Annotated in this window: 19 protein-coding genes, 1 tRNA gene and 1 pseudogene; 10 read left to right on the plus strand and 11 right to left on the minus strand. The window is 49.6% G+C overall.

From position 1 onward, the window contains the following. Positions 1–41: 41 nt before the first annotated feature. The gene (locus NYE69_RS24925) at positions 42–1,355 is read right to left on the minus strand and encodes an ABC transporter substrate-binding protein (protein ID WP_340928359.1); all 1,314 of its coding nucleotides are present in this window, start codon (positions 1,353–1,355) and stop codon (positions 42–44) included. 376 nt (positions 1,356–1,731) lie between these two features. Here NYE69_RS24925 and NYE69_RS24930 point away from each other — a divergent pair. Then, positions 1,732–1,805, plus strand: a tRNA-Pro gene (locus tag NYE69_RS24930). A gap of 283 nt (positions 1,806–2,088) precedes the next feature. Here the strand turns inward: NYE69_RS24930 and NYE69_RS24935 are convergent. Together NYE69_RS24935 and NYE69_RS24940 are read right to left on the minus strand one after the other, a co-directional pair. Further along, positions 2,089–2,249 (minus strand): annotated as a pseudogene (locus NYE69_RS24935) (sugar phosphate nucleotidyltransferase); the annotation flags it as partial. Positions 2,250–2,254: 5 nt separating this feature from the next. Beyond that, positions 2,255–3,160 carry a macrolide family glycosyltransferase gene (locus tag NYE69_RS24940; RefSeq protein ID WP_340928360.1) on the minus strand — a complete coding sequence of 302 codons (906 nt, stop codon included), beginning with the start codon at positions 3,158–3,160 and terminating at the stop codon, positions 2,255–2,257. Between the two features lie 400 nt (positions 3,161–3,560). Between NYE69_RS24940 and NYE69_RS24945 the strand changes: the two genes are divergently transcribed. The 4 genes from NYE69_RS24945 (at position 3,561) to NYE69_RS24960 (ending at position 7,335) form a co-directional block, all read left to right on the plus strand. Further along, positions 3,561–3,980, plus strand: coding sequence for a GntR family transcriptional regulator (locus NYE69_RS24945; protein ID WP_340928361.1), 420 nt, complete (start codon positions 3,561–3,563; stop codon positions 3,978–3,980). Further along, positions 3,946–4,830: an ABC transporter ATP-binding protein gene (locus NYE69_RS24950; RefSeq protein WP_340928363.1), complete on the plus strand. Its 885-nt coding sequence runs from the start codon at positions 3,946–3,948 to the stop codon at positions 4,828–4,830. Before NYE69_RS24945 ends, NYE69_RS24950 begins: the two co-directional genes overlap by 35 nt. Next, positions 4,820–5,827 (plus strand): ABC-2 transporter permease, encoded by a 1,008-nt coding sequence (locus tag NYE69_RS24955; RefSeq protein ID WP_340928365.1) that lies wholly within the window; start codon positions 4,820–4,822, stop codon positions 5,825–5,827. The genes NYE69_RS24950 and NYE69_RS24955 overlap by 11 nt, the downstream gene beginning before the upstream one ends. A gap of 158 nt (positions 5,828–5,985) precedes the next feature. After that, positions 5,986–7,335, plus strand: coding sequence for a sodium-dependent transporter (locus NYE69_RS24960; protein WP_340928367.1), 1,350 nt, complete (start codon positions 5,986–5,988; stop codon positions 7,333–7,335). A gap of 125 nt (positions 7,336–7,460) precedes the next feature. Here NYE69_RS24960 and NYE69_RS24965 read toward each other — a convergent pair whose 3' ends face one another. From NYE69_RS24965 to NYE69_RS24985, 5 genes are all read right to left on the minus strand, one after another. Further along, positions 7,461–8,048 carry a hypothetical protein gene (locus tag NYE69_RS24965; RefSeq protein WP_340928368.1) on the minus strand — a complete coding sequence of 196 codons (588 nt, stop codon included), beginning with the start codon at positions 8,046–8,048 and terminating at the stop codon, positions 7,461–7,463. 73 nt (positions 8,049–8,121) lie between these two features. Beyond that, a complete protein-coding gene (locus tag NYE69_RS24970; protein WP_340928370.1) occupies positions 8,122–9,519 on the minus strand; it encodes a sensor histidine kinase in 1,398 nt (465 codons plus the stop codon). Positions 9,520–9,521: 2 nt separating this feature from the next. Next, entirely contained in the window at positions 9,522–10,175 is a 654-nt protein-coding gene (locus NYE69_RS24975; protein WP_340928372.1) for a response regulator transcription factor, read from the minus strand. Positions 10,176–10,291: 116 nt separating this feature from the next. Next, positions 10,292–10,585: a hypothetical protein gene (locus NYE69_RS24980; RefSeq protein WP_340928373.1), complete on the minus strand. Its 294-nt coding sequence runs from the start codon at positions 10,583–10,585 to the stop codon at positions 10,292–10,294. A gap of 58 nt (positions 10,586–10,643) precedes the next feature. Then, positions 10,644–10,925, minus strand: a complete 282-nt coding sequence (locus NYE69_RS24985) for a hypothetical protein (protein WP_340928376.1) — start codon at positions 10,923–10,925, stop codon at positions 10,644–10,646. 509 nt (positions 10,926–11,434) lie between these two features. Here NYE69_RS24985 and NYE69_RS24990 point away from each other — a divergent pair. From NYE69_RS24990 to NYE69_RS25005, 4 genes are read left to right on the plus strand one after another with little or no spacing between them, the layout of a single operon-like run. Next, entirely contained in the window at positions 11,435–12,619 is a 1,185-nt protein-coding gene (locus NYE69_RS24990; RefSeq protein ID WP_340928377.1) for an acetyl-CoA C-acetyltransferase, read from the plus strand. A gap of 25 nt (positions 12,620–12,644) precedes the next feature. After that, on the plus strand, positions 12,645–13,385 hold the full coding sequence (locus tag NYE69_RS24995) for an acetoacetate decarboxylase (RefSeq protein WP_036621194.1): 741 nt from the start codon (positions 12,645–12,647) through the stop codon (positions 13,383–13,385). 39 nt (positions 13,386–13,424) lie between these two features. Continuing rightward, complete coding sequence (locus NYE69_RS25000) at positions 13,425–14,084, plus strand: CoA transferase subunit A (protein ID WP_328271745.1); 660 nt, start codon at positions 13,425–13,427, stop codon at positions 14,082–14,084. Positions 14,085–14,086: 2 nt separating this feature from the next. Continuing rightward, positions 14,087–14,743 (plus strand): 3-oxoacid CoA-transferase subunit B, encoded by a 657-nt coding sequence (locus NYE69_RS25005; protein WP_328271746.1) that lies wholly within the window; start codon positions 14,087–14,089, stop codon positions 14,741–14,743. 82 nt (positions 14,744–14,825) lie between these two features. Here the strand turns inward: NYE69_RS25005 and NYE69_RS25010 are convergent, their stop codons facing one another. Next, on the minus strand, positions 14,826–16,229 hold the full coding sequence (locus tag NYE69_RS25010) for a DUF6055 domain-containing protein (protein ID WP_340928380.1): 1,404 nt from the start codon (positions 16,227–16,229) through the stop codon (positions 14,826–14,828). A gap of 490 nt (positions 16,230–16,719) precedes the next feature. After that, positions 16,720–17,055, minus strand: a complete 336-nt coding sequence (locus NYE69_RS25015; protein ID WP_155619933.1) for a hypothetical protein — start codon at positions 17,053–17,055, stop codon at positions 16,720–16,722. Positions 17,056–17,231: 176 nt separating this feature from the next. On the opposite strand from NYE69_RS25015, the gene NYE69_RS25020 reads away from it, so the two are divergent. Further along, on the plus strand, positions 17,232–18,608 hold the full coding sequence (locus NYE69_RS25020; protein ID WP_340928383.1) for an N-acyl-D-glucosamine 2-epimerase: 1,377 nt from the start codon (positions 17,232–17,234) through the stop codon (positions 18,606–18,608). Positions 18,609–18,626: 18 nt separating this feature from the next. Here NYE69_RS25020 and NYE69_RS25025 read toward each other — a convergent pair whose 3' ends face one another. After that, the gene (locus tag NYE69_RS25025) at positions 18,627–19,571 is read right to left on the minus strand and encodes an FUSC family protein (protein WP_340928385.1); all 945 of its coding nucleotides are present in this window, start codon (positions 19,569–19,571) and stop codon (positions 18,627–18,629) included. Positions 19,572–20,065 lie beyond the last annotated feature (494 nt).

Here is a 20,065-nt window from a genome sequence, read left to right on the forward strand (position 1 = left end):
GGATTCTTTTTCTAATCAGAAAAAATTATGAAAACGTTACCTTATTTAGCCTTTTTCCAGTACTCCTCATACTCCTTGGCAACGCCCGCACGATCGATATTGCCGGTCAAATATTTCTGCAGCGTCGCTCCCATGGTCGGATACCCGTCCGGCGGGAAGTACAGGTTCATCCATTCCAGCGTTTGCTGCTTGTCCATGTAAAACAATAGCGACTGCGACAAGCTGTCTTCCGGCATGATCTTAAAGTTGTTGAACGCAGGGATGGCGCTGAATTGATTGACATAGTAATCCTGGCCTTGCTCGCTGCTGACCATCCAGTTCAAGAAATCTTTGGCGGCAGCCTGTTCTTCCGGAGTGGACTGTTCTTTGTCGATACTCCAATACAACGAGACGCTGGCCGAAATTTGGCTGTTGCCGTAATCATCGGCGTTGTTGCTTACAGGGACCGGCAGGAAGCCGTATTCGCCATCCGGGTCCGCTTCTTTAAGCTGCGGATAGGCCCAGTTGCCCATGAACCACATCGCCGCTTCCCCGTCGGCCAACTGCAAAGGCGCTTCGTCATATTGCGCGGACAGCGGGGCGTCCTTGGCCTTGTTGTACTGTTTCATCAAATCGAGAGTATCCATCCAGCCGTTGAACACCGCGTTGTTGGCAAGATCGACGTTCCCGCTCTTCATGTCCGCAAGGAATTTGTGGCGTGTTTCGCGGTCCGGCGATTGGTCGGTAAACAGAATGTTGGAAAAATGAGCCCCCAGCGACCAATCGAGCGGAGTTACGGTGATCGGCGTAACGCCGGCGGCCTCGATTTTTTCAAAGAGCGCTTTCAAGTCGTTGATGGTTCGCACGCTCGACGGATCGAAGCTGCCGCCAGCCACTTTATCCAAAACAGCTTTATTGTAAATAAAACCGAAAGCCTCTACGGACATGGGCATCCCCAAAACCTTGCCGTCGTATGTAGCGTAATCCAGCGTGCCCGGCGAAGCGTTCTTGACCCACTCCTGATCGGACAGATCAAGCAGCTTGCCTTGCATCAGCTCCAACTCCTGACCGATGCTCATCACGGTAGGAGCGTTGTTCGACGCATACAGCGTGGTCATTCTTTCATAACCGTTCGCCCCCGACAGAGGAATAATCGATACTTTCACTTTGTCCTGCGAACTGTTGTAATCGCTTACCATCGATTCAAACGGCTTGGCGATTTCTTCCTTGCCGACCAAAACGGAAATTTCAACCGTCTTGCCTGAAGCCTCATTCTCCTTAGCGCCATCATTGCTGCTCTTGCCCCCGCCTCCGCATGCCGACAGCGCTGTCATAATGAGCACCAAAGCGATGGAAAGCGACATCCATTTCTTCATTTTGTTTCCCCCAGTCTTCGTTTTTTGGAATAAATGAAATGTGTGAGCTCAATCTTTATTATAAATGTAATCGTTTTTATGTCAAACGTTTTCACATAAAAATAGTTGTGATAAATCCAGATTTGAGAACAATGATTGGGCAAATAACCCGAGAAAATATAGTAACGTTAACATATTTGCGGCGCATTGGGGATAGCAAAAATATGGCGTTAAGACATTGAAAAAAGTGCCGGTATGTCGGGGATAGAACCGCCTGGGTAAATTACTCCGCCGAGTGCTTTTTTTCTCGCAAACCGATCTTGAAAAATTTTTTTAAAACTCTCTTTACAAATCATAATAAGACGAGTAAAATTACATATTGTGATCACTCCGCTAACGAGACGTGGCTCAGCTTGGTAGAGCGCTTGCTTCGGGAGCAAGAGGTCGCAGGTTCAAATCCTGTCGTCTCGATCGAAAAGACCCTTGTATAACAAGGGTCTTTTATTTTTGACTTTTGGGGTAGCCATAAATGACTATCCAAATGGTGCCGAATTGGTGCCTTTTGTACGGTCATTCTGCAATCTGAAGCAGATATTTGCCATAGTCGATTTTGGTTAAGGGTTTGGCCATTTCCATCAGCTCTTCTTTGGATATATATCCATTGCGGAAGGCAATCTCTTCAATGCAGGCTACATACAATCCTTGCCTTTTTTGAATAGCTTCAATAAAATTGCCGGCTTCCCTTAATGATTCTTGTGGAAATGATTAACATCTCCCTGATCCCCGCCATCATGAGGGTGGATAAAGGGTAATAATCATAGGTTTGTCATAAACCGGAAGTATTTGTTTTGACACCGCTTTGGTTAATGGATATAGACGAGTTCCCGATCCGCCCGCAAGTATAATACCTTTCATCTAAATCATTCCAATCCATTTTTCTTTTTTAATTTGAAAATTTCATCAACCGCTTTTTTATACCCGCCGGCTTCTTTAAACGAATGACTGATTTTCCTCATATTTTCAAGGTAGCCGGGATCCCCCAGAACCTTTTCGATGGAATGTGTTAACACCTCGGGATTAAGAGTTTGGCTATCAAGAGAAATCGCAGCACCCAATTCCTCCGCCCGTTTTGCCATGCCGTGCTGATCCGCGCCCATGGGAATCGCTACAAACGGTACCTGGTGATACATCAAATCGCTGATGGTGTTCATGCCGGCATGGGTAATGGCTGCATCCGCATACTTTAAGATTTCAGTCTGCGGGACATAATTTCTGACAATAAAGTTATCAGGGATGGAAAATGGCGATAAATCCACCTTGTACGCGGCCATGACAACAACTGCATCCCAACCGGCAAAACTTTTGAAAAACAGGTCATAAAGTGCGGGGTTATAATTCCCGAATACGGTTCCTAGTGATATATAGATCACTTTCTTCCCTTCCAATCGATCAAAAGGGAAATCTAAATTTTCTTTTCGATCATATACGGGAGGGCCGAAAAATTGAAAGCTATCGTCGAAAAATTCAAGGTCGGATTTCGATATGAAATATTTTGAGGTATAGACCAGATTCAAATCCCCTCGATTAAACATGAGATGCATCATACGATCCGGCATCTTGACGGAGTAGGTTTCTTCTATGGCACGAGAGACCGCTTTATAGGTATCCAGCACTTCTTGAATCGGGGCGATTTGCTCCTCATCCGGCTCATGACTGTCATCAAGTATTTCCTTCAAACCGGTAAATACCGGAAAGGTCGAAACGGACGGGATCCGTAAAATCCCGGCGATCACCTCACCAAACGGAAAAGCTGTCGAATAGATCATGTAATCCAATTTCAAAAGCGTTTAACTTTAGAGCAGCGGAACCAATGCTTGATATTTTATGGCAGCTTGATTCAAATCGAACTGAATTTAGTACAAATGATGGTTTGGATTAATGGAAAATCCCTACGACCACGAAAAACCAGCGGCAGTATTCGCCGCTGGTTTTTTGTCGCTTTTTCATTCAGATCCGCTTTCGGGAATGGATACACTTCTTGAATCAATCGATCATTTCCATCTTGACTCCCAGCTATACCATCCGTACAATGTGTACTAGTATATATAGTACACCATAGCAGGATATGCTGACCACTAAGGGCTAAGCCGCCGGGAGGCCGAAGCGCATGGCGGGACGGAATGCGTCTTCGATAGCGGCCCAGGGAAGGAGGCCAACGAATGCCGCATGATTCAAATTCATGAACGGAGTTCCATGCCTATATTCGAACAAATCGTAAGCCAGGTGAAGGAACTGATCGCCAAGGGCGCGCTGGCCGAAGGGGATAAAATCCCGTCGGTCAGGGAGCTGTCGGCCACGCTGCTCGTCAACCATAATACGGTCGCCAAAGCCTATCAAGAGCTGGAGCGCCAAGGGGTGATCGTGTCGATCCGCGGCAAGGGGACCTATGTAGCAAAAGCGGCGGACGCGCCCGGAATGATGGCTGAGCGGCTGTCGCAGCTGCAGGAACAGCTGCGCCTGCTGGTGGTTGAAGCCCACCATCTGGGTATTGACGAGAACCGGCTCAAGCGCTGGATCGATGAAGAAATGAAACGATACGGGAGGGAAAAACATGCTGATGGTGCGCAATCTGCACAAGACAATTGACCTTAAACCAGTGCTGCGCCAAGTCGATTTCGCCATTGCTCCGGGACAGGTCGCAGGGCTGATCGGCCGCAATGGCAGCGGGAAAACGACGCTGCTGAAAACCGTCGCAGGCATTTTAACGCCGGACGGAGGGGAAATCCTTTATGATGGGAAGCCGCTTGCCAAGTATACGGAGATGAAGCGGGAAGTTGTGTTTATACCGGATACGCTGGAGGCGCTTTACGGATATACGGGATACGGCTGTGCCGATTTATACGCAATGATTTATCCCCGCTTTGACAAAACATTTTTTATGGAGACGATGAAACGGTTCAACCTGCCGCTCGGCAAAAACGTGAGAAATTTCTCCAAAGGAATGAAAATGCTGCTGGGTACGGCACTTGGACTTGCTACCCGCGCCGGGTTCGTCCTGTTGGACGAGCCGACCAACGGCATCGATCCAATCGCCAAAAAGCAAGTGCTGACCCTGCTTATGGAAGCGGCGGCCGACGGAACCTCCATGATCATTTCCTCCCATATGCTGGACGAACTGGAACGGATCAGCGATGTGATTCTGCTGCTGCACGAGGGAATGATCGAGGTTCACGGCGGCGCCGATGAGTCGGCCGCGGAGGTTGTGAAGGTGCAGGTTGTGTTCCGGGGCGATCCCCCGGAGGAATGGTTGGCCTCCCCCGGCATTAAGGTGCTTGGCTTGGTAGGACGGGTGTACACGCTGCTGATTAGCAGAGACCCGGAAGCCGGGATGTACGGTGAGCTGGAAAAGATGGACCCGCTGCTGTTGGAGCCGTTGCCGCTCAAGCTGGAGGATTTGTTTGAATGGAAGATGGGAGGACTGCCGCATGGGGCTTAAAACATTATGGAGCCGGGAATATACGCAGACCAAACTGTTTGTATGGCTAGTACCGGCGGTTCACTTCTTTTTTCTCGGCTTTGGCCGGCTCAACGAGTGGATTTTAAATTACGGCCTGCACGCCGAGCGTTGGGTAGAACTGCTGAACTCACGGGATGTTGTCCAGTACTATCAATACGGCGCGTTGGAGTCGAAAGGCAGAGCATGGATGCTGGCGGCGGTAATCGTGCTAGCGCTCGTGCAGTTCGGGATGGAGCGCCGCAACGGAGGGCAGGAGTTTTTGTTCTCCCTGCCGTATTCGCGGCGGCAAATCTTTACCGCCAAATGGCTGTTCGGAATTGCACTAATCGCGGGCACATTCACCCTGAATACTTTGATTGATGCGATGGTGATACTGGCTTCTCCAACGGCGGAATTGTTTAACCTGGGTTACCACCTTGAGCAATGGCTGTATTCCATTGTTTTGATTGCCGCCGTTTATTCTTTTGTGGTGCTGATAGGAACGGTGACAGGCGCGGTCTGGTCCCAAGCGGCCATATCCGCTCTCCTGTGGATGGTGCCGGCCGCCGTGTACACCGTACTTGATGACAGCATACGACATCTATGGAACGATAATTTTCTTTACGGTGGAGTCACTTATAATACACTGGTAAAGTTAAGATTCATACCGTTTTATATCTTCATTGATTACGAATGGATCACATGGGGAAACATCGTGGCGATGGCACTTCCGACTGCCCTGTTTTTTCTGATCGGTGCGGTATGTTATCAGTACAACAAGCCGGAACACAACGGGAAATTTCTGATATTCCGCTGGTTTGAGCGGGCTGTCCAGGCGATTATCGTGGTGCTGGTTTCCTTAGTGGCAGGCAATGCCGCGTGGGAAACCATCTATATCTTCGATGATCGGTTTACCTATGCGGTAGGCTTCGCGATAGGATGCGCATTAAGCCTGTTGGTCACTTCAGGGCTGAAGAGGATGCATTGGAGGGGCTGAGCCATCACATCAGGCGGCAATAAGCCTCTCGAACACTCCAATTCCTGCAGAACGACAAAAAAAGTATCCCTGCATTAGGAAAAATTTCATATCCCTTTCCTATATAACTTGAAATATAATAAAAAGATATTTGTACAAATAAATTGGGGGGAACCACTTTGAGTCTAGCAAAAAATAACCCAGTGCAGGGAAGAAACGATCGTTTTTCCTCAACTGGTTTCATATTGGCCGCCATCGGAAGTTCCGTGGGTCTGGGCAATATGTGGAAATTTCCGTATATTACGGGCGAAAACGGAGGAGCCGCATTCTTTCTGCTGTTTATCGTCTGTTTGATCTTGATCGGCTTGCCTCTGCTTCTGGCCGAACTGGCTATCGGACGGGCGGGCAGAGGCAGTGCGTCTACGTCCTTCGTGAAAGCCGGCGGGCCCAAAATCTTTGGTCAGCTCGGTTTGCTGCAGGTGATCGCGCCTTTTCTTATTCTGACATTTTACGTCATCGTTGCCGGCTGGACGCTCAACTATGCCGTGCAGTCCTTCAGCGGAGCGCTATACAGCAATTCCGACTACAGTGGACAATTCAGCTCGTTTTCCCAAGGCTACATGCCGATCGTTTGGCAGATCGTGGCTATCCTGATCACCGGGTTGGTTGTTGGTAAAGGGATATCCGGCGGCATCGAAAAATTCAACAAGGTGCTGATTCCCGGCTTGATCATCCTCCTGATCGTATTGATGATCCGTGCCGTAACTTTGCCTGGAGCCGGAGCCGGCGTATCCTTTTTTCTTCATCCCGATTTCTCGAAATTAAGCCCGGAAGCGGCATTGGTAGCGCTGGGACATGCCTTCTTCTCTCTGTCGCTCGGGATGGGGATCCTGCTCACTTATGGAGCTTATGTGGACAAGCGTCAGTCTCTCGGTGCAGCCACTCTCGCGATCGGAGCCGGAGACTTGATCTATGCGTTCATTGCGGGGCTCATTATTTTCCCGACGACAGCTTCTTTCGGCATTCAGCCCGATGCGGGTCCGTCCCTCGTCTTCATCGCGCTTCCTGCCGCCTTCTCGGCGATGCCGCTGGGCGCATTTTTTGGCGGGCTGTTCTTCGTGCTGCTGGCGATAGCCGCATTAACTTCCTCGGTTTCACTGCTTGAAGTACCCGTATCCTACGTCATGGACCGTTGGGGCTGGGGACGCGTGAAGTCGGTAGTAATCATCAGCATTTTGGTGCTGCTGGTCGGACTTCCTTCGGTCCTGTCCTTTGGAATCATACCGGCATTCACGGATATGGGCGGTAAAACGTTCTTTGACTGGCTCGATTTCATCACATCGAATATTCTGCTGCCGATCGGCGGCCTCATTACTACAGTCTTTGTAGGATATTTCTGGAAAAATGCTGCGGAAGCCGCCGGGCTCAAAACAGGCTGGTTCCGGGTATGGCTGTTCATGGTCCGGTATATCGCTCCGGTTCTCGTGTTCCTGGTCCTGCTGCATACAACCGGAATTATTAAATTTTAGCATTGAAAAAGGCAATCTTCAGGCCGTTGTTTAATGACCTGGAAGATTGCCTTTTTGCGTTTTTTACTCTAGCAGAACGAGAGCACCTGCCTTCATAAGAAGGCAGGCGCTCCAGCAAGACCGTATTAGTTGGCCGGATCGACTGGCGCTGTCGGCGCCGCTGTATCCGATGGCGATGTCGGATTTTTTTCGGCGGAAACAACTTCGCCGGTTTTGGAGTTTACAAATGCAATATAAACATCCACTTTGTCGTTCTTACCTGCAACAGAGATTTGGACGGTCTCACTGGGTACCTTTTTACCGCTTTTAGCTCCTACAGCCCGCTGAGCATCCACAACCTGGACATCCGCGAAAGATACAAAATAAAACGTTCCTTCCATATCCTCTCTCGTGCAGAAGATCGGGAAAGCCTTCATGCCGTCCAGAGACACATCAAATTTCTCCTCAAGCGCTTTTTTTGCAATATCCACCGCTTTGTCTTCGCTCATATCCTTGCTTGTTTTCTCAGGGGTGACCGAGAAGCCGGGAGCTTTGACGGCAGGTACCGCAGGGCGAAATTTGCCCACGAACTCTGTTTGCCGATGCTGACCGGTCACCCTCACATTAGGGGCCGTGTCATTTGCAAAAGCATAAGTTGACAATGCGGCATTCCCCGCGATTAAAGTAACTGCCGCTCCTACGGTAAGTGCTGTGGCGTAAAGCTTCTTTTTCATTTTTCATACCTCCGTCATAAAATGATTGGAATTTCGTAGCTACAAGGCCATTATGAGGGGGGCGTATTATAGACTAGTGTTCGAGTTGTAACGAGGTTGTAAAAAAAACGGACACCTTCGTGTACTCTTGTTCTCGGGATTCAATGTGCAGCCGCGCATGATGAAGCCGGGCAATTTGACTGCAGATGGACAGTCCCAGCCCGATCCCTCCCAGTTCTTTGGAACGGGATTTGTCTACGACATAGAAGGCTTCGGTAATTTTTTCGATGTCCTTGTCCGGGATGCCTTTTCCATAATCGATTACCTCAATCACTACATCCTGGTCCCGGAAGCTGCTCTTCAGATGGATTTCCCCTCCGTTTTCAGAAGCCTTAATGCTGTTTTCAACCAAATTCATCAACAGCGTCAGCAGCAGGGTAGGATCTCCATAGATCCGCTCTGCCCCGCACTCCTTCACCAGGGTGATCTGTTTTGCCTCCAAATCATGCCGTTCCATCTGTTCCGCATAAGCAAACAAGGGGGCAATCTCCACAATCTGCAAAGCAATCTCTTCGTTCTTCAAATACAGCAGCTCCATCAATTTTCCGGACAGCAGATCCAGCCGGGCCACATGCTCATGAATATAATCGACCGCCATTCTGCGGTCTTCCTCGGTGCTGTTGGCATGATTTAAAAACTCGCTGTACCCTTTGATCGCCGTAATCGGCGTCTTCAGCTCATGGGTCAGATTATTGATGAAGTTTTCTTTTTCTTCGCTCGCTTTTTGGATCGTTTCAATATTCGCGGATACCGCGTCCACCATTTTGTTGAAGTCCTGGGCCAATTCCGCGATTTCGTCGCTTCCGCTGACCTTGACCCTTTGATGATAGGCCCCGGCCGCAATATCCCTTACGCCTTTGTTCAAGTTTCGGACCGGAGCGGTTAACCGGAATAACAGCAAAATAAGCACAGCGGATAAAATTAACGAAATGACCACACTCAAGGCAATAAAATAGTTAAGCAGTGTATTATAATAATCCTGCAGATAAGCGGAGCTTCTAGAAATGACCAGCTTAAGCCCGTTAAACTCCATGCTGCCGCCTACGAAGATCCACAGCTGTCCGTCAAGCTTCCTGTATACGGTTTCCCGTTGCCCTCCCTGCAACTCTTCCCGCTCGCCCGCAAATTGATAGGCATTGGAAAAAACCAACCGCTCCCCATCATATACCTCGGTCAGGATGCCCTCTTCATCGTAATTTTGGGCGATCCCGGAAATGACCGTCTCATAGCCCGAACTGCCGGTACTGTTGGCAAAAGCCAGCAGGATATAGCTTAACGTTTGCTCGATGCTCTCATATTCGCTTACGCCTCTGGACATATCCATCCGCTCGTTTAATTGGTAGCTTTTTTGCAGCAGCGCATAGGCTCCAAGATCAAAAGCGACCAGGAACACGAGCAGCACACATAAATACGTTTTCTGCCAAAATTTCACCTTTACACCTCTAGCCTATATCCGTATTTATACACCGTTTTGATCCGGTGCTCCCAGTTCAGCTTCTTTCTCAGCCTCTGGATATGTACGTCAACGGTTCTCGTGTCGCCATAGAAATCGAAGCCCCAGGTCTGCTCAATGATTTTTTCACGGGAGAGCGCGATATTTTTGTTTTGAATGAGAAAATCGAGCAGCTTAAATTCTTTATTGGTCATTTCCACGGCCTGTCCGTTAACTGTGACGATGTGCTTCTCCAGATCCACCGTCGTTCCGTCCAGGCTGAATTCGGTGGCGTTCTTCTGGTTTCTGCGCAGCACCACATTGATCCGGGCGATCAACTCCACCGCTTCGAACGGTTTGACGATATAATCCTCCGCCCCGCTTTCCAGGCCGTGCACTTTATCGGAAACGGCATTTCGCGCCGTCAGGAAGATCACCGGAATCCCGCGTTTCATAAACCGATCGATAAGTTCAAATCCATCAAGCCCCGGCAACATCACATCCAGAATGACCAAATCGACACGAGTCTCATTTAAAACCTCTGAAATTTGCTCTCCGCTGTATAATTGAATATATTCATGCCCTACCATTTTCAAATTTAGAGCAATCAGGTCGTTGATTGCCCTCTCATCATCGACGATCAAAATTTTAGCCATTCAATCACACTCCACCGCCATGATACCAAATATCCGCTTGAAAGTTATTATAGAGTTGTAAATTTTGAGGCATGTGATCTTCCAATGACAGCCGAACTAATCCATGAGCCGGCCAGTTATCTTTGCTCAGCCAGCTCCCGGTTCACCGCGTCAAGCATCGCCTGGATGGAATCCTGGTCCAACAAGATGCTGACTCCCTCCGGAACCCGTTCCGCCAGCTCATGATCAAAATCCGCAAACCTCTCATTTTCGGCAAGTTGGAACAACTCGCACTTTTTCAAATCCCGCCAGAAACGAACCGGAGCCTGTCCGGCCAAATAAACTACCTGAACCAAACCTCCGCCAAGTTCAAAATACAAGCAGTTTTTTTGGCGGCGCGGTGCCGATAAATTTACCATCGTTAATTGCACGGGGTGCCTGATCTCGTCCCTGGACAACTCCAGCGACAGTACCTGATGGGTGTCCGCATCAACGGCAAACGTAATGAACGGAACGAAGCCTCACCTTTTCAAAATGCGCCGCCACCTGGTCTACCACTAAATTGCGCATCTCTTCGTCTTCCGCCGGAAGGATAACCATCGTGTCCGGTCCCAACCAAAGGCTCGCCGCCGTAAAAAATTGCCCCAATGCTGTCATCGTTTGCGGAATCCGGTTAAGGTCCGCTTTTTCCATGCGGAAATCCGGATGGTCGAAAACCATTCTTTCTTCACCAACATATTCGATTAAACTGCTGCCCTTGATCCAATCCATCACGGCCCTCCAAATCGATATTTCGTTTATATCTATAAATTCTATTTATTTTCATATATTCCCCTCAAAGTTCAGGAAAGCTTAAAATCCTGCTCCACATGGCGATCAGCCATTGTTTTCTCCCATTAAATAGCATTTGCTCCTTTATTTACAGAAACATTCAGAAAAATTCAGAAACGACCAGAAAATATAAGCATGAATTATCTACAATGGAGCATATGGCAGTATATATATTATTTTGTAAATTTATGTATATATTTGAACGTTGAGCAAAATTTGCATTCGAACTAAGATAAAACCGCTATTAAATTCCAATTAAAGGAAGAAAGAAGGCTGTCGAAAATGATGGACAACGCAAGGTCGTCATGCTCGCCGTTTCATGCGCTGTAATTTGCTTGTATGCCATGGACCTCAAAGCCGGTGCGGTTCTTAAATCCGAGGAAAACAGGAAATAAAATGCAGTCACGGATTTGTTTGTCTTAAACACAACGAAAGGATTGTGAGTGTTTGTGAAAAAAGTTGCACTTGTAAGCCCATTGAGAACGGCGGTCGGCTCCTTTAACAAAACTCTTGCGCCTTTAAGCGCTCCCGAACTGGGAGCCAACGTGATGACAGCATGCCTTCAGCAAAGCAAACTAGAGCCGGCTAAGATTGATCAAGTCTTCCTGGGAAATGTCCTTCAGGCGGGCGTTGGCCAGAATCCCGCCAGACAGGCGGCGCTCAAAGCCGGCATCCCCATCGATGTGCCCGCATCAACGATCAACACGGTTTGCGGTTCAGGGCTTCATGCCGTCGCTTTAGCTTACGATTCCATCTTGGCGGAGCAAAGCAGCATCGTCATGGCCGGAGGCATGGAGAGCATGTCGAACGCCCCTTACCTGCTAAAAGATGCCCGAAACGGCTACAGACTGGGCAACGGCGAACTGGTCGACTCCCTGGTGAACGACGGCCTTACGTGCCCGATCAACAAATACCATATGGGAATTACCGCGGAAAATGTCGCCGAAAAATATGGAATTTCCAGACTTGAGCAGGATGAATTTGCCTACGAAAGCCAGAGCAAGGCCGCGGAAGCCAAAAACAAAAAAGTTTTTGCGGAACAGATCGTTCCGGTCACGATTAAAACCAAAAAAGAAACGATCAGTTTCGCGGAGGACGAACACGTAAGAGGAGATACCACCAAGGAAAAACTCTCCAGTTTAAAGCCCGCGTTTAAGGGAGACGGAACGGTTACCGCGGGAAATGCTTCGGGAATCAATGATGGCGCGGCGGCCGCCCTCGTCGTGTCGGAAGACAAATGTAAGGAACTTGCGTTAAAACCGCTAGCATATATCAAAGGTTACTCGCTGGTCGGCGTCGATCCCGCCTATATGGGAATGGGTCCGGTGAAAGCCGTTTCGTCGCTTCTTAAACGCCAGGGAATGTCCACCTCTGACATCGATCTTTTTGAAATAAATGAAGCCTTCGCCGCACAGGCAGTTGCGGTGTTGAAAGAGCTGGGGATTCGCCCGGAGAAGGTCAATGTCAATGGCGGCGCGATCGCGATCGGGCATCCTGTCGGGGCAAGCGGCGCTAGAATTTTGGTTACGCTGGTTCATGAAATGGTACGGAGATCTGCGCGTTACGGCATAGCCTCGTTATGCATCGGAACAGGCATGGGAATCGCGATGCTGGTTGAAAATGCACTTATTTAATCAAGAAGGGAGACCCTAGAACGTTATGAATCAAAAAGAAGTACTTTCACTGCAATCGATGCCCGCGGCCAGCGCCAGTTACGGGCGCCCGCCATGCCGTTTCATCAACCGGGAATTTTTTATTGTGACTTATGAATCCGATCCCGCCGCGATCAGACAGGCGGTCCCGGAACCGCTTGAGCCGGATGGAAGCAACACCGTTTCGTACGAATGGATCAAGATGCCCGATTCGTCCGGTTTGGGAAGCTACGAGGAAAGCGGGATTGTCATTCCGTGTACTTTTCATGGAGAGCCTTGCAATTTTGTCGCCCAAATGTATTTGGACAACGCGCCTGCCATTCTCGGGGGCCGGGAAATCTGGGGATTCCCGAAAAAATGGGCGAAACCTCGCCTGAGAGTCGAAGAGACCGAGACGCTGACGGGCACATTGCATTATAATAACGTCCTGGTTGCCATGGGAACGATGCCTTTCAAATATCACATTCTTGATGCGGAGGAAACGGCTAAATCGATCGCCAAAACCCAGGTGAACTTAAAATTGATCCCCGATGTTGACGGCACCCCGAAAATCGCGCAGTTAGCGGCGTATAATCTGGAAAACATCACGGTCAAAGGCGCCTGGTCAGGTCCCGCCAGATTAAGCCTGGTCCCCCATGTCAACGCCCCTGTGGCCGATTTGCCGGTGAAAGCTTATGTCGGCGGAAAACATTTTATCGCCGATTTAACGCTGCCTTATGCAAGAGTCATCCATGATTATCTCCAATAAAGTTAGCTTCCTTTAAAAATTAGACAAGGTGGGAGAAACATGATGAACAAAGTCATCTCCGCGGAAGAAGCGGTTAAGAAGGTGAAAGACGGGGACACGGTGATGGTCGGCGGTTTTCTGGCCGGAGGTTATCCGGAAGAGCTGGTGCGCGCGCTGGTCGACTCCAATTCCGCCGGCAATTTAACCATTATTTCCAACGATACGGGCACAGCGGAATTATCTATCTATGAGCTTGTGAAAAGCGGCAGAGTAAAGCGGATTTTCGCCTCCTATATCGGCGCCAATCCGGAAACGGGAAGACTCCTGATGACGAAAGAAGCGGATGTGCAGCTCTTCCCGCAAGGCACGCTCGCGGAAAAAATCCGCGCGGGAGGAGCGGGTTTGGGCGGTGTTTTAACCCCTGTGGGCGTGGGCACCGTTGTCGAAGAAGGTAAACAGAAGCTGGAGATTGACGGACGGGAATATTTGCTGGAGCTGCCGCTCAAAGCGGACGTGGCGTTAATTCGGGCCCATAAGGCGGATGAAGCGGGAAATCTGGTCATCAACGGCTCTTCACGCAACTTCAACATCGTTATGGCTACGGCGGCCGAGTATGTCATTGCGCAGACGGACGAATACGTAAAGGCGGGGGACATTGACCCCAACCATGTCAACGTTCCCGGAATATTTGTCGACGCGATCGTAAAGGTGGGAGATTAAGCATGAATAACCGAGAATTAATCGTTAGAAGAATAGCCCGGGAGTTTAAAGACGGCGATGTCGTCAACCTGGGAATCGGCATGCCTACCATGGCGGTGGACTATATCCCCGACAACGTGCATATTACGCTGCAGGCTGAGGACGGAATCGTCGGCGTAGGCCCCAAAGCGGCTCAGGGCAAAGAAAGACTCGATTGTATCGATGCCGGCGGAAACTACGTAACAACCGTGAAAGGAGCTTGTTTTATCGACAGTACGCTTTCTTTTTCCATTATTCGCGGAGGGCATGTGGACATCACCGTTCTGGGCGCCCTGGAGGTCGATGAGCAAGGCAACCTGGCAAGCTGGATGATTCCCGGGAAAAAAGTGCCGGGCATGGGCGGGGCCATGGATTTGGTGGTCGGAGCCAAGCGGGTGATCGTAGCCATGGAGCATCTGACCAAAGACGGGGCGCCGAAAATCTTGAAATCCTGCAAGCTGCCCCTGACCGCCGTAAAGGTCGTAAAGACCATCGTCACCGAAATGGCCGTCATCGATGTAATTCCGGGCAAAGGGCTGATGCTGAAGGAAATCGCCCCGGGTTTGTCGGTGGAAGACGTTCAGAAGGCCACCGAGGCTGAGCTGATGGTTTCAGCGGATTTGAAGGCTATTGCAGTGTAAGCGGATAGAAATGGAACAAGCCCTTAGGGAAACAGCTTCCCGAGGGGGCTTGTTCTTTTTCGGGCTTGTTCTTTGGGTCGTATTAGTTCGTCGTCACCTTTACCTTGTAAGGGTACGTAATGCCATCCTGATTAATATCAAGATATTGAATATTGTCAGGAGTTGCGGAAACTACTAAATAAACCGCTTTTTCATCCCCTTGCAAACGGACTCTGTTTTGACCGTGATTCCACATCGTAGAATATCTGGTATCTCCCGCACGCGTTACGGTAACAATGCTGGCTCTCCAATCAGCGCCCCTCGCCGTGCTCGTACCTTGGAAATCAACCGTGACGGAAGTTTTGCTTAAATCGATATTTAAAGGAACAATATTATAGCCTGTCTGTTGCGGAGCTTTGCCGGCAGGCACTGTCATCCAGCCATCGCGTTGTTTTTCCAAAGTCGTATAAATCTTTTCATAATTGCCGCGCGTTCTCAAAAGTTCATCCAAATGCTCCAAATAATATTCCTGACTCTTAAAGTCCATCGTCACCATTCTTCTGGCCATTCCGCCCAGTATTTCTTTAATGGAAACGCCCGTTACCTTTTCCATGGATGCAAAATAAGTAGAGTCCTCTTGGCCGTAAGTCAATAAATTTAACAACGCTTGATGGCCAAGTCCGCCGAGGTTGTCCGGATTTTCGTTAATGTACAGGAAAATAGGCCAAGCATCGTACCAATTCTTAACATGTGGAAAATGGGATTCCGAGTTCAGGACATAGGGGGCGAAAAAGTCGGAGGTTGGCCCGTACACCCTGCCGCCATAACTATAATAATCACTGCCTAAATATTCATTGCGCAGGAAGTTGGCCATCGCTTCATTCCACGCATAAGGGACAACCCCTCCGTTATGGAAAACGAAAACGTGCGCCAATTCATGAGGCACCACCCAGCTAGGCGGATCCACGCGCATGGCCCCCGGCATCATGACAATGTAGCCAAAAGAATCTTGGTCTACAGACATATAAGCCCAATCGTTGGAAATTTTGTCCAGCCCGGTTTCCGCAATATAAATGTTTGTTTTATATTTTCCGGTGATCCATGGATTTTGAGAACTTCCGATATCCCCCAACCCAATTTTGTCAATGTAAAATGAACGAATCGTTTCCAGGTTTGCCAAATTGCCCTCGGCAAATTGCCGATTTACGGTTCCGGTTGTATCCCTGTTGCCCCAAATAATCTGAAAATGTTCGGAAACCGCGCGATTTACTGAAGTGTCGGATAAAGAATAAAAAGCGTCCCTTGCTTTGTATTCGCTTGCAAACACTTCGCTTTCCGCGCTTTCTAAACTTTCCGTGCTTTCTGCGCTTTCCGTAGTGGCAGCGCTTTCTGACTCCGACGCTTTTGCCGTTGTGACAGCGCCCGGTAAATCGGCCAAAGCCCCAAAGCCGGTTGCACTCAACGACAATAAAACCATCAACAAACAACAGAGTAGCCTTTTCATCATTAACACGCCTCCCTCAATAATGAAATATTGGTAGTTTCTACTATACAGTAACATATTTATCGGCATTTTATTTCAAATATTTATAAAATCGGTCAAAATTCCCAGAATTCACGAATAATATGTGAGCAATGGTCTCTTATTTTATTTTTGGAATGATAGGTCTAGGCATTATAGGGTGTAAAAATAAGGACAAAAACGCCCGTTATTCCGGCGATATCCGTTCATTTGAAGAAAATAGAGGAAATTTATGTCTCTATTCTCTCCCCTCGCAAGAAAATACCCGCTTTCAGGACCATTCATAGGAAAATAAGTACATAAAATGCCGCTAATAGAGATGAACACGCTAGGGCTGCGGATCATAAGTACATAAAGTGCCGCTATTTTACAGAACGACGGCCGATCATTCCAGAAACCAGGCCGGGCCATCATGCAGCGATCTCTAGATTGAGCAAAAAAAGACCCTGAGTAAAATACCCCCAAGGTCTTGGACTTATTGAAAAATAACATGGAAGAAAAACGCCTTTTTATTGTCAGTTGAAGATAACAGGTAATATTCAAAGGAATCTTCATGATCTTCCCTTACATAAAACGTCGATTGATATTCGATAAAACTCACCAAGGAACCGAAAATTTTTTTTGCCGTATGTAAGTTAAACTCTTTCAGTTTGATCACAATTTTATATTGGCCTGCATCCTCATTATACGTAACAGAGGAGTCTTCAATATTCTCTTGCCATGTCATGAAAAACATAGCTTCTATCCAAATTCCTATCTCATATTCTGTATTTAACGTTTTTGATAGCTCCAACAAAACATCCTTAGTCATTCTTTATCAACTCCAAACCGGGCTCTTGCGGTTCAAAATATTGCGGATATAAGAATTTTATCGGCTTCTCGCAATTTTTCCTTAATAGTAAAAATGTACCTTTATGCAAAGTTGCACCTAAGCTCCAATCCCATTACCATGAAAACAAACGACAAATCGGGCTTGGGACTTATGCTGTGCGGTCCCGGCCCGGGAGGGACGGTGAAGAACGAATGCGGAAAGTGGATTGGCTCGGGCCTTCCATTCAAATCGATCCGGCGTTTGCGTATTACCGGGACCGCTCGGCGGACAGCGTGGCACGGGAGCTGAAGCAGGCCGGATACCGCTCCGTCCGCTATTTCGTTACGCGGGAGGACCGGGTAGACGGGAGGCTGGTGGAAGCGCTGAAGCGCCACGGCTTGTTCGTCTGGGCGATGACGCTGGGCAACGGCACGTACGTCACCGGCCATTTGCCGGCCGGCTGGGAGCGCTGGCGCATGGAGCTGCTGAAGCCGGCCAAGGACGGCTATACCCGCCTCTCGCCTCATAGCGAGGGTTACCTCGATTGGAAACGGCAGGCCTTGGTCCGTCTCGCGCAAGAGCACCCGTTCGACGGGCTGGAAATCGCCGAGGCGTATTTCCCGGAGTGGGACGGTCTCGCAACCGGAACGTACGGGGATGTCGGCCCGCTGGCTCTAGCCGCATTCCGCTCCTACAGCGGAATGCTTCCTCCGGAATTCGTGCATCGCACCTCCCCGGCCTATTACAAAAAAGACCGGGCGCGTTACCGCGCGTGGGTGGAATTCCGCGTCCACGCGGTCAACCGCTTTCTTGCCCGGCTTGTGAACGGCCCCGGCGGTATCCGCGAGGCGCAGCCGGAGCTGCGCATCGCGACGTGGTCCATCGCCGTCGATGCGGGCCGGGACCCGGTCGGCGCCGTGCGCGAGCTGCAGGGCATCGACGCCGGAGAGATGATCGCCGCCGTCAGACCCGACCTGCACGTGCTGCAGACCCATTGGCCCGACTGGATGCGCCGGCGTCTGCCCGCCGATTATGCCCGGCGCTACCGCGCGTTCGCCGAACCGCTGCGCCGCCTGTATCCGGAGCTGCCGCTCGCGCTGCAGACCGATATCGGCTCGCTGCGCCAAATGCGGCGAAGCGCGGCGTGGACGCGGCGGTTCGCCGAAACGGCGGAAGCGCTCGGCTACGCCTCCTGGACCGCCTACGAATATTCCATCGGCGGGTGGATGTATGAGGAGCCGCCCCGGGCGGTAAAGGCGACTCGGCTCGGAAGGGACAGCGTGCGCATCGATTTCAACAAGCGGATCGACGCCGCGTCGGCGGAGCGGACAGAGCATTACCGGATCCGTACCTCGCAGGGGGAACCGGCGGCCCTCCCCGATTTGAGCGCCGCCGCCGACGGCCAGTCGGTGACGCTGCGCTCGGATCTTTTCCCCGCGGAACCGTTCACCGCAGACATTCGCGGGGTCCGGGATACGCCCGGCCGCTGGCTTGTGCCCGGCTGTCCGGCAAACCTGAGCGACTGCAGCATTGTCGTGCCCGGACTGCGCTAGGGGAAGCGGTGCCCGTACTCAGCTTTCGCTAGTGCCGCCCGCCCACCGAATCCGCTCTTTAAGCGGAACGGGCAGTCCGAGCTTCTGCATTTCATCGTAAATCCATTTCATGTGATAATCGTACACGACCGCCGGGGCCGCGCCGGCTTCCATTCCGTTTTCTGTCTCCCCCATTCGGTTTCGTTCCGCCGCATCGGATTCAACGTGGCCATCCGGTTCCGGCTCCGGCTCCAGCTTCAAGCGATGTTCGTCAATCAGCCGCCGCAAAATGATAAAATGCTCGTAAATATGCCGGTACGACTCGATCTCCTCGCCGATCTGGTCCATCGTGGCGCTGAGATCTTTTTTGAGATGGAACTCGTATTTGCACAGCTGATAATAATTCTCCAGGCTGCTGAGCTGGGAACGAAGGCTTTTTAAGTCGGGTTCCTCTCCGTGCTCGGCCATCTGCTCGAACATTTCGGCCATCCGTTTGGCCAGCTCTTTGCGCGCTTTGTTCAGGCTGACTTCATGCCTGGGCGGAAACACGACGTAATTGACGATGACCGCAACGGCGATCCCGATCAGCGTGTCCGTAATCCGGTGAAACCCGTAAGCAAGCGGATTTTCGCCCGTTTTTAGATTAAGCATAATGGCCAGAAATACGATGCACGCGATCGAAACCGATTTGTTCCATTTCAGCAAGTTGCAGACGTAGATTACGACCATGACCCCGATGGCGCAGTAAAACGCGTTCCGCGGCTCGAGAAAAGCGAAGCCGGCGCCGACGATCGCGCCGATAAACGTCCCCATCGTGCGGTGTTTGCCCGCTTTAAACGAATTGGTCACCGAATTTTCCATCGAAATAATAGTTGCGATCGCCGCGTAAAAAGGATACTCCAAATGCAGAAGCTTGGACACGATTAAACAGATGAAGATCGCAATCCCCGTCTTCACATTGCGCAATCCAATGACCCATTTCAATCCAATCAACCCCTAGTTAAACTCAGACCCGTATTATATAGAATGTCTTATATCGCTTCAACTATAAATCGCATGGAAACTCCAAATTTTTTGCTCTACAACAGTTTTAAAACGGGAACTTTCGTTCGTGTATACCGCCCTAAGATATGGGATTGATGGGCAGAATAAGACTTACAAAAATGAAACAGCGGCACTATAGGTGTTGAAACCCCTATAGTGCCGTTGTTTTTTATATTTTCCCCGAAGCAATAAACAATTTACTCAAATTAATCTAAATAAATCCCCAAACTTAATTAGGAATCTAGAAGCTTTTTTAAATAATTAAATCTTGCTCTTTTGCTAAATGGCGTAGTAATATCGAATCAACATGTCGTTTGTGGTTATATTTATATAAAACTTATAAAATAAAACTAAACAACAACTTAACACTCTTGTTTACTATCAGCGATTATAAGATCACGCCCCGCAGGGCAATGTTAAAACCACATGGAGCA

It is taken from the genome of Paenibacillus sp. FSL R5-0527, assembly GCF_038008055.1.
GTDB classification, from domain to species: Bacteria; Bacillota; Bacilli; order Paenibacillales; family Paenibacillaceae; genus Fontibacillus; species Fontibacillus macerans.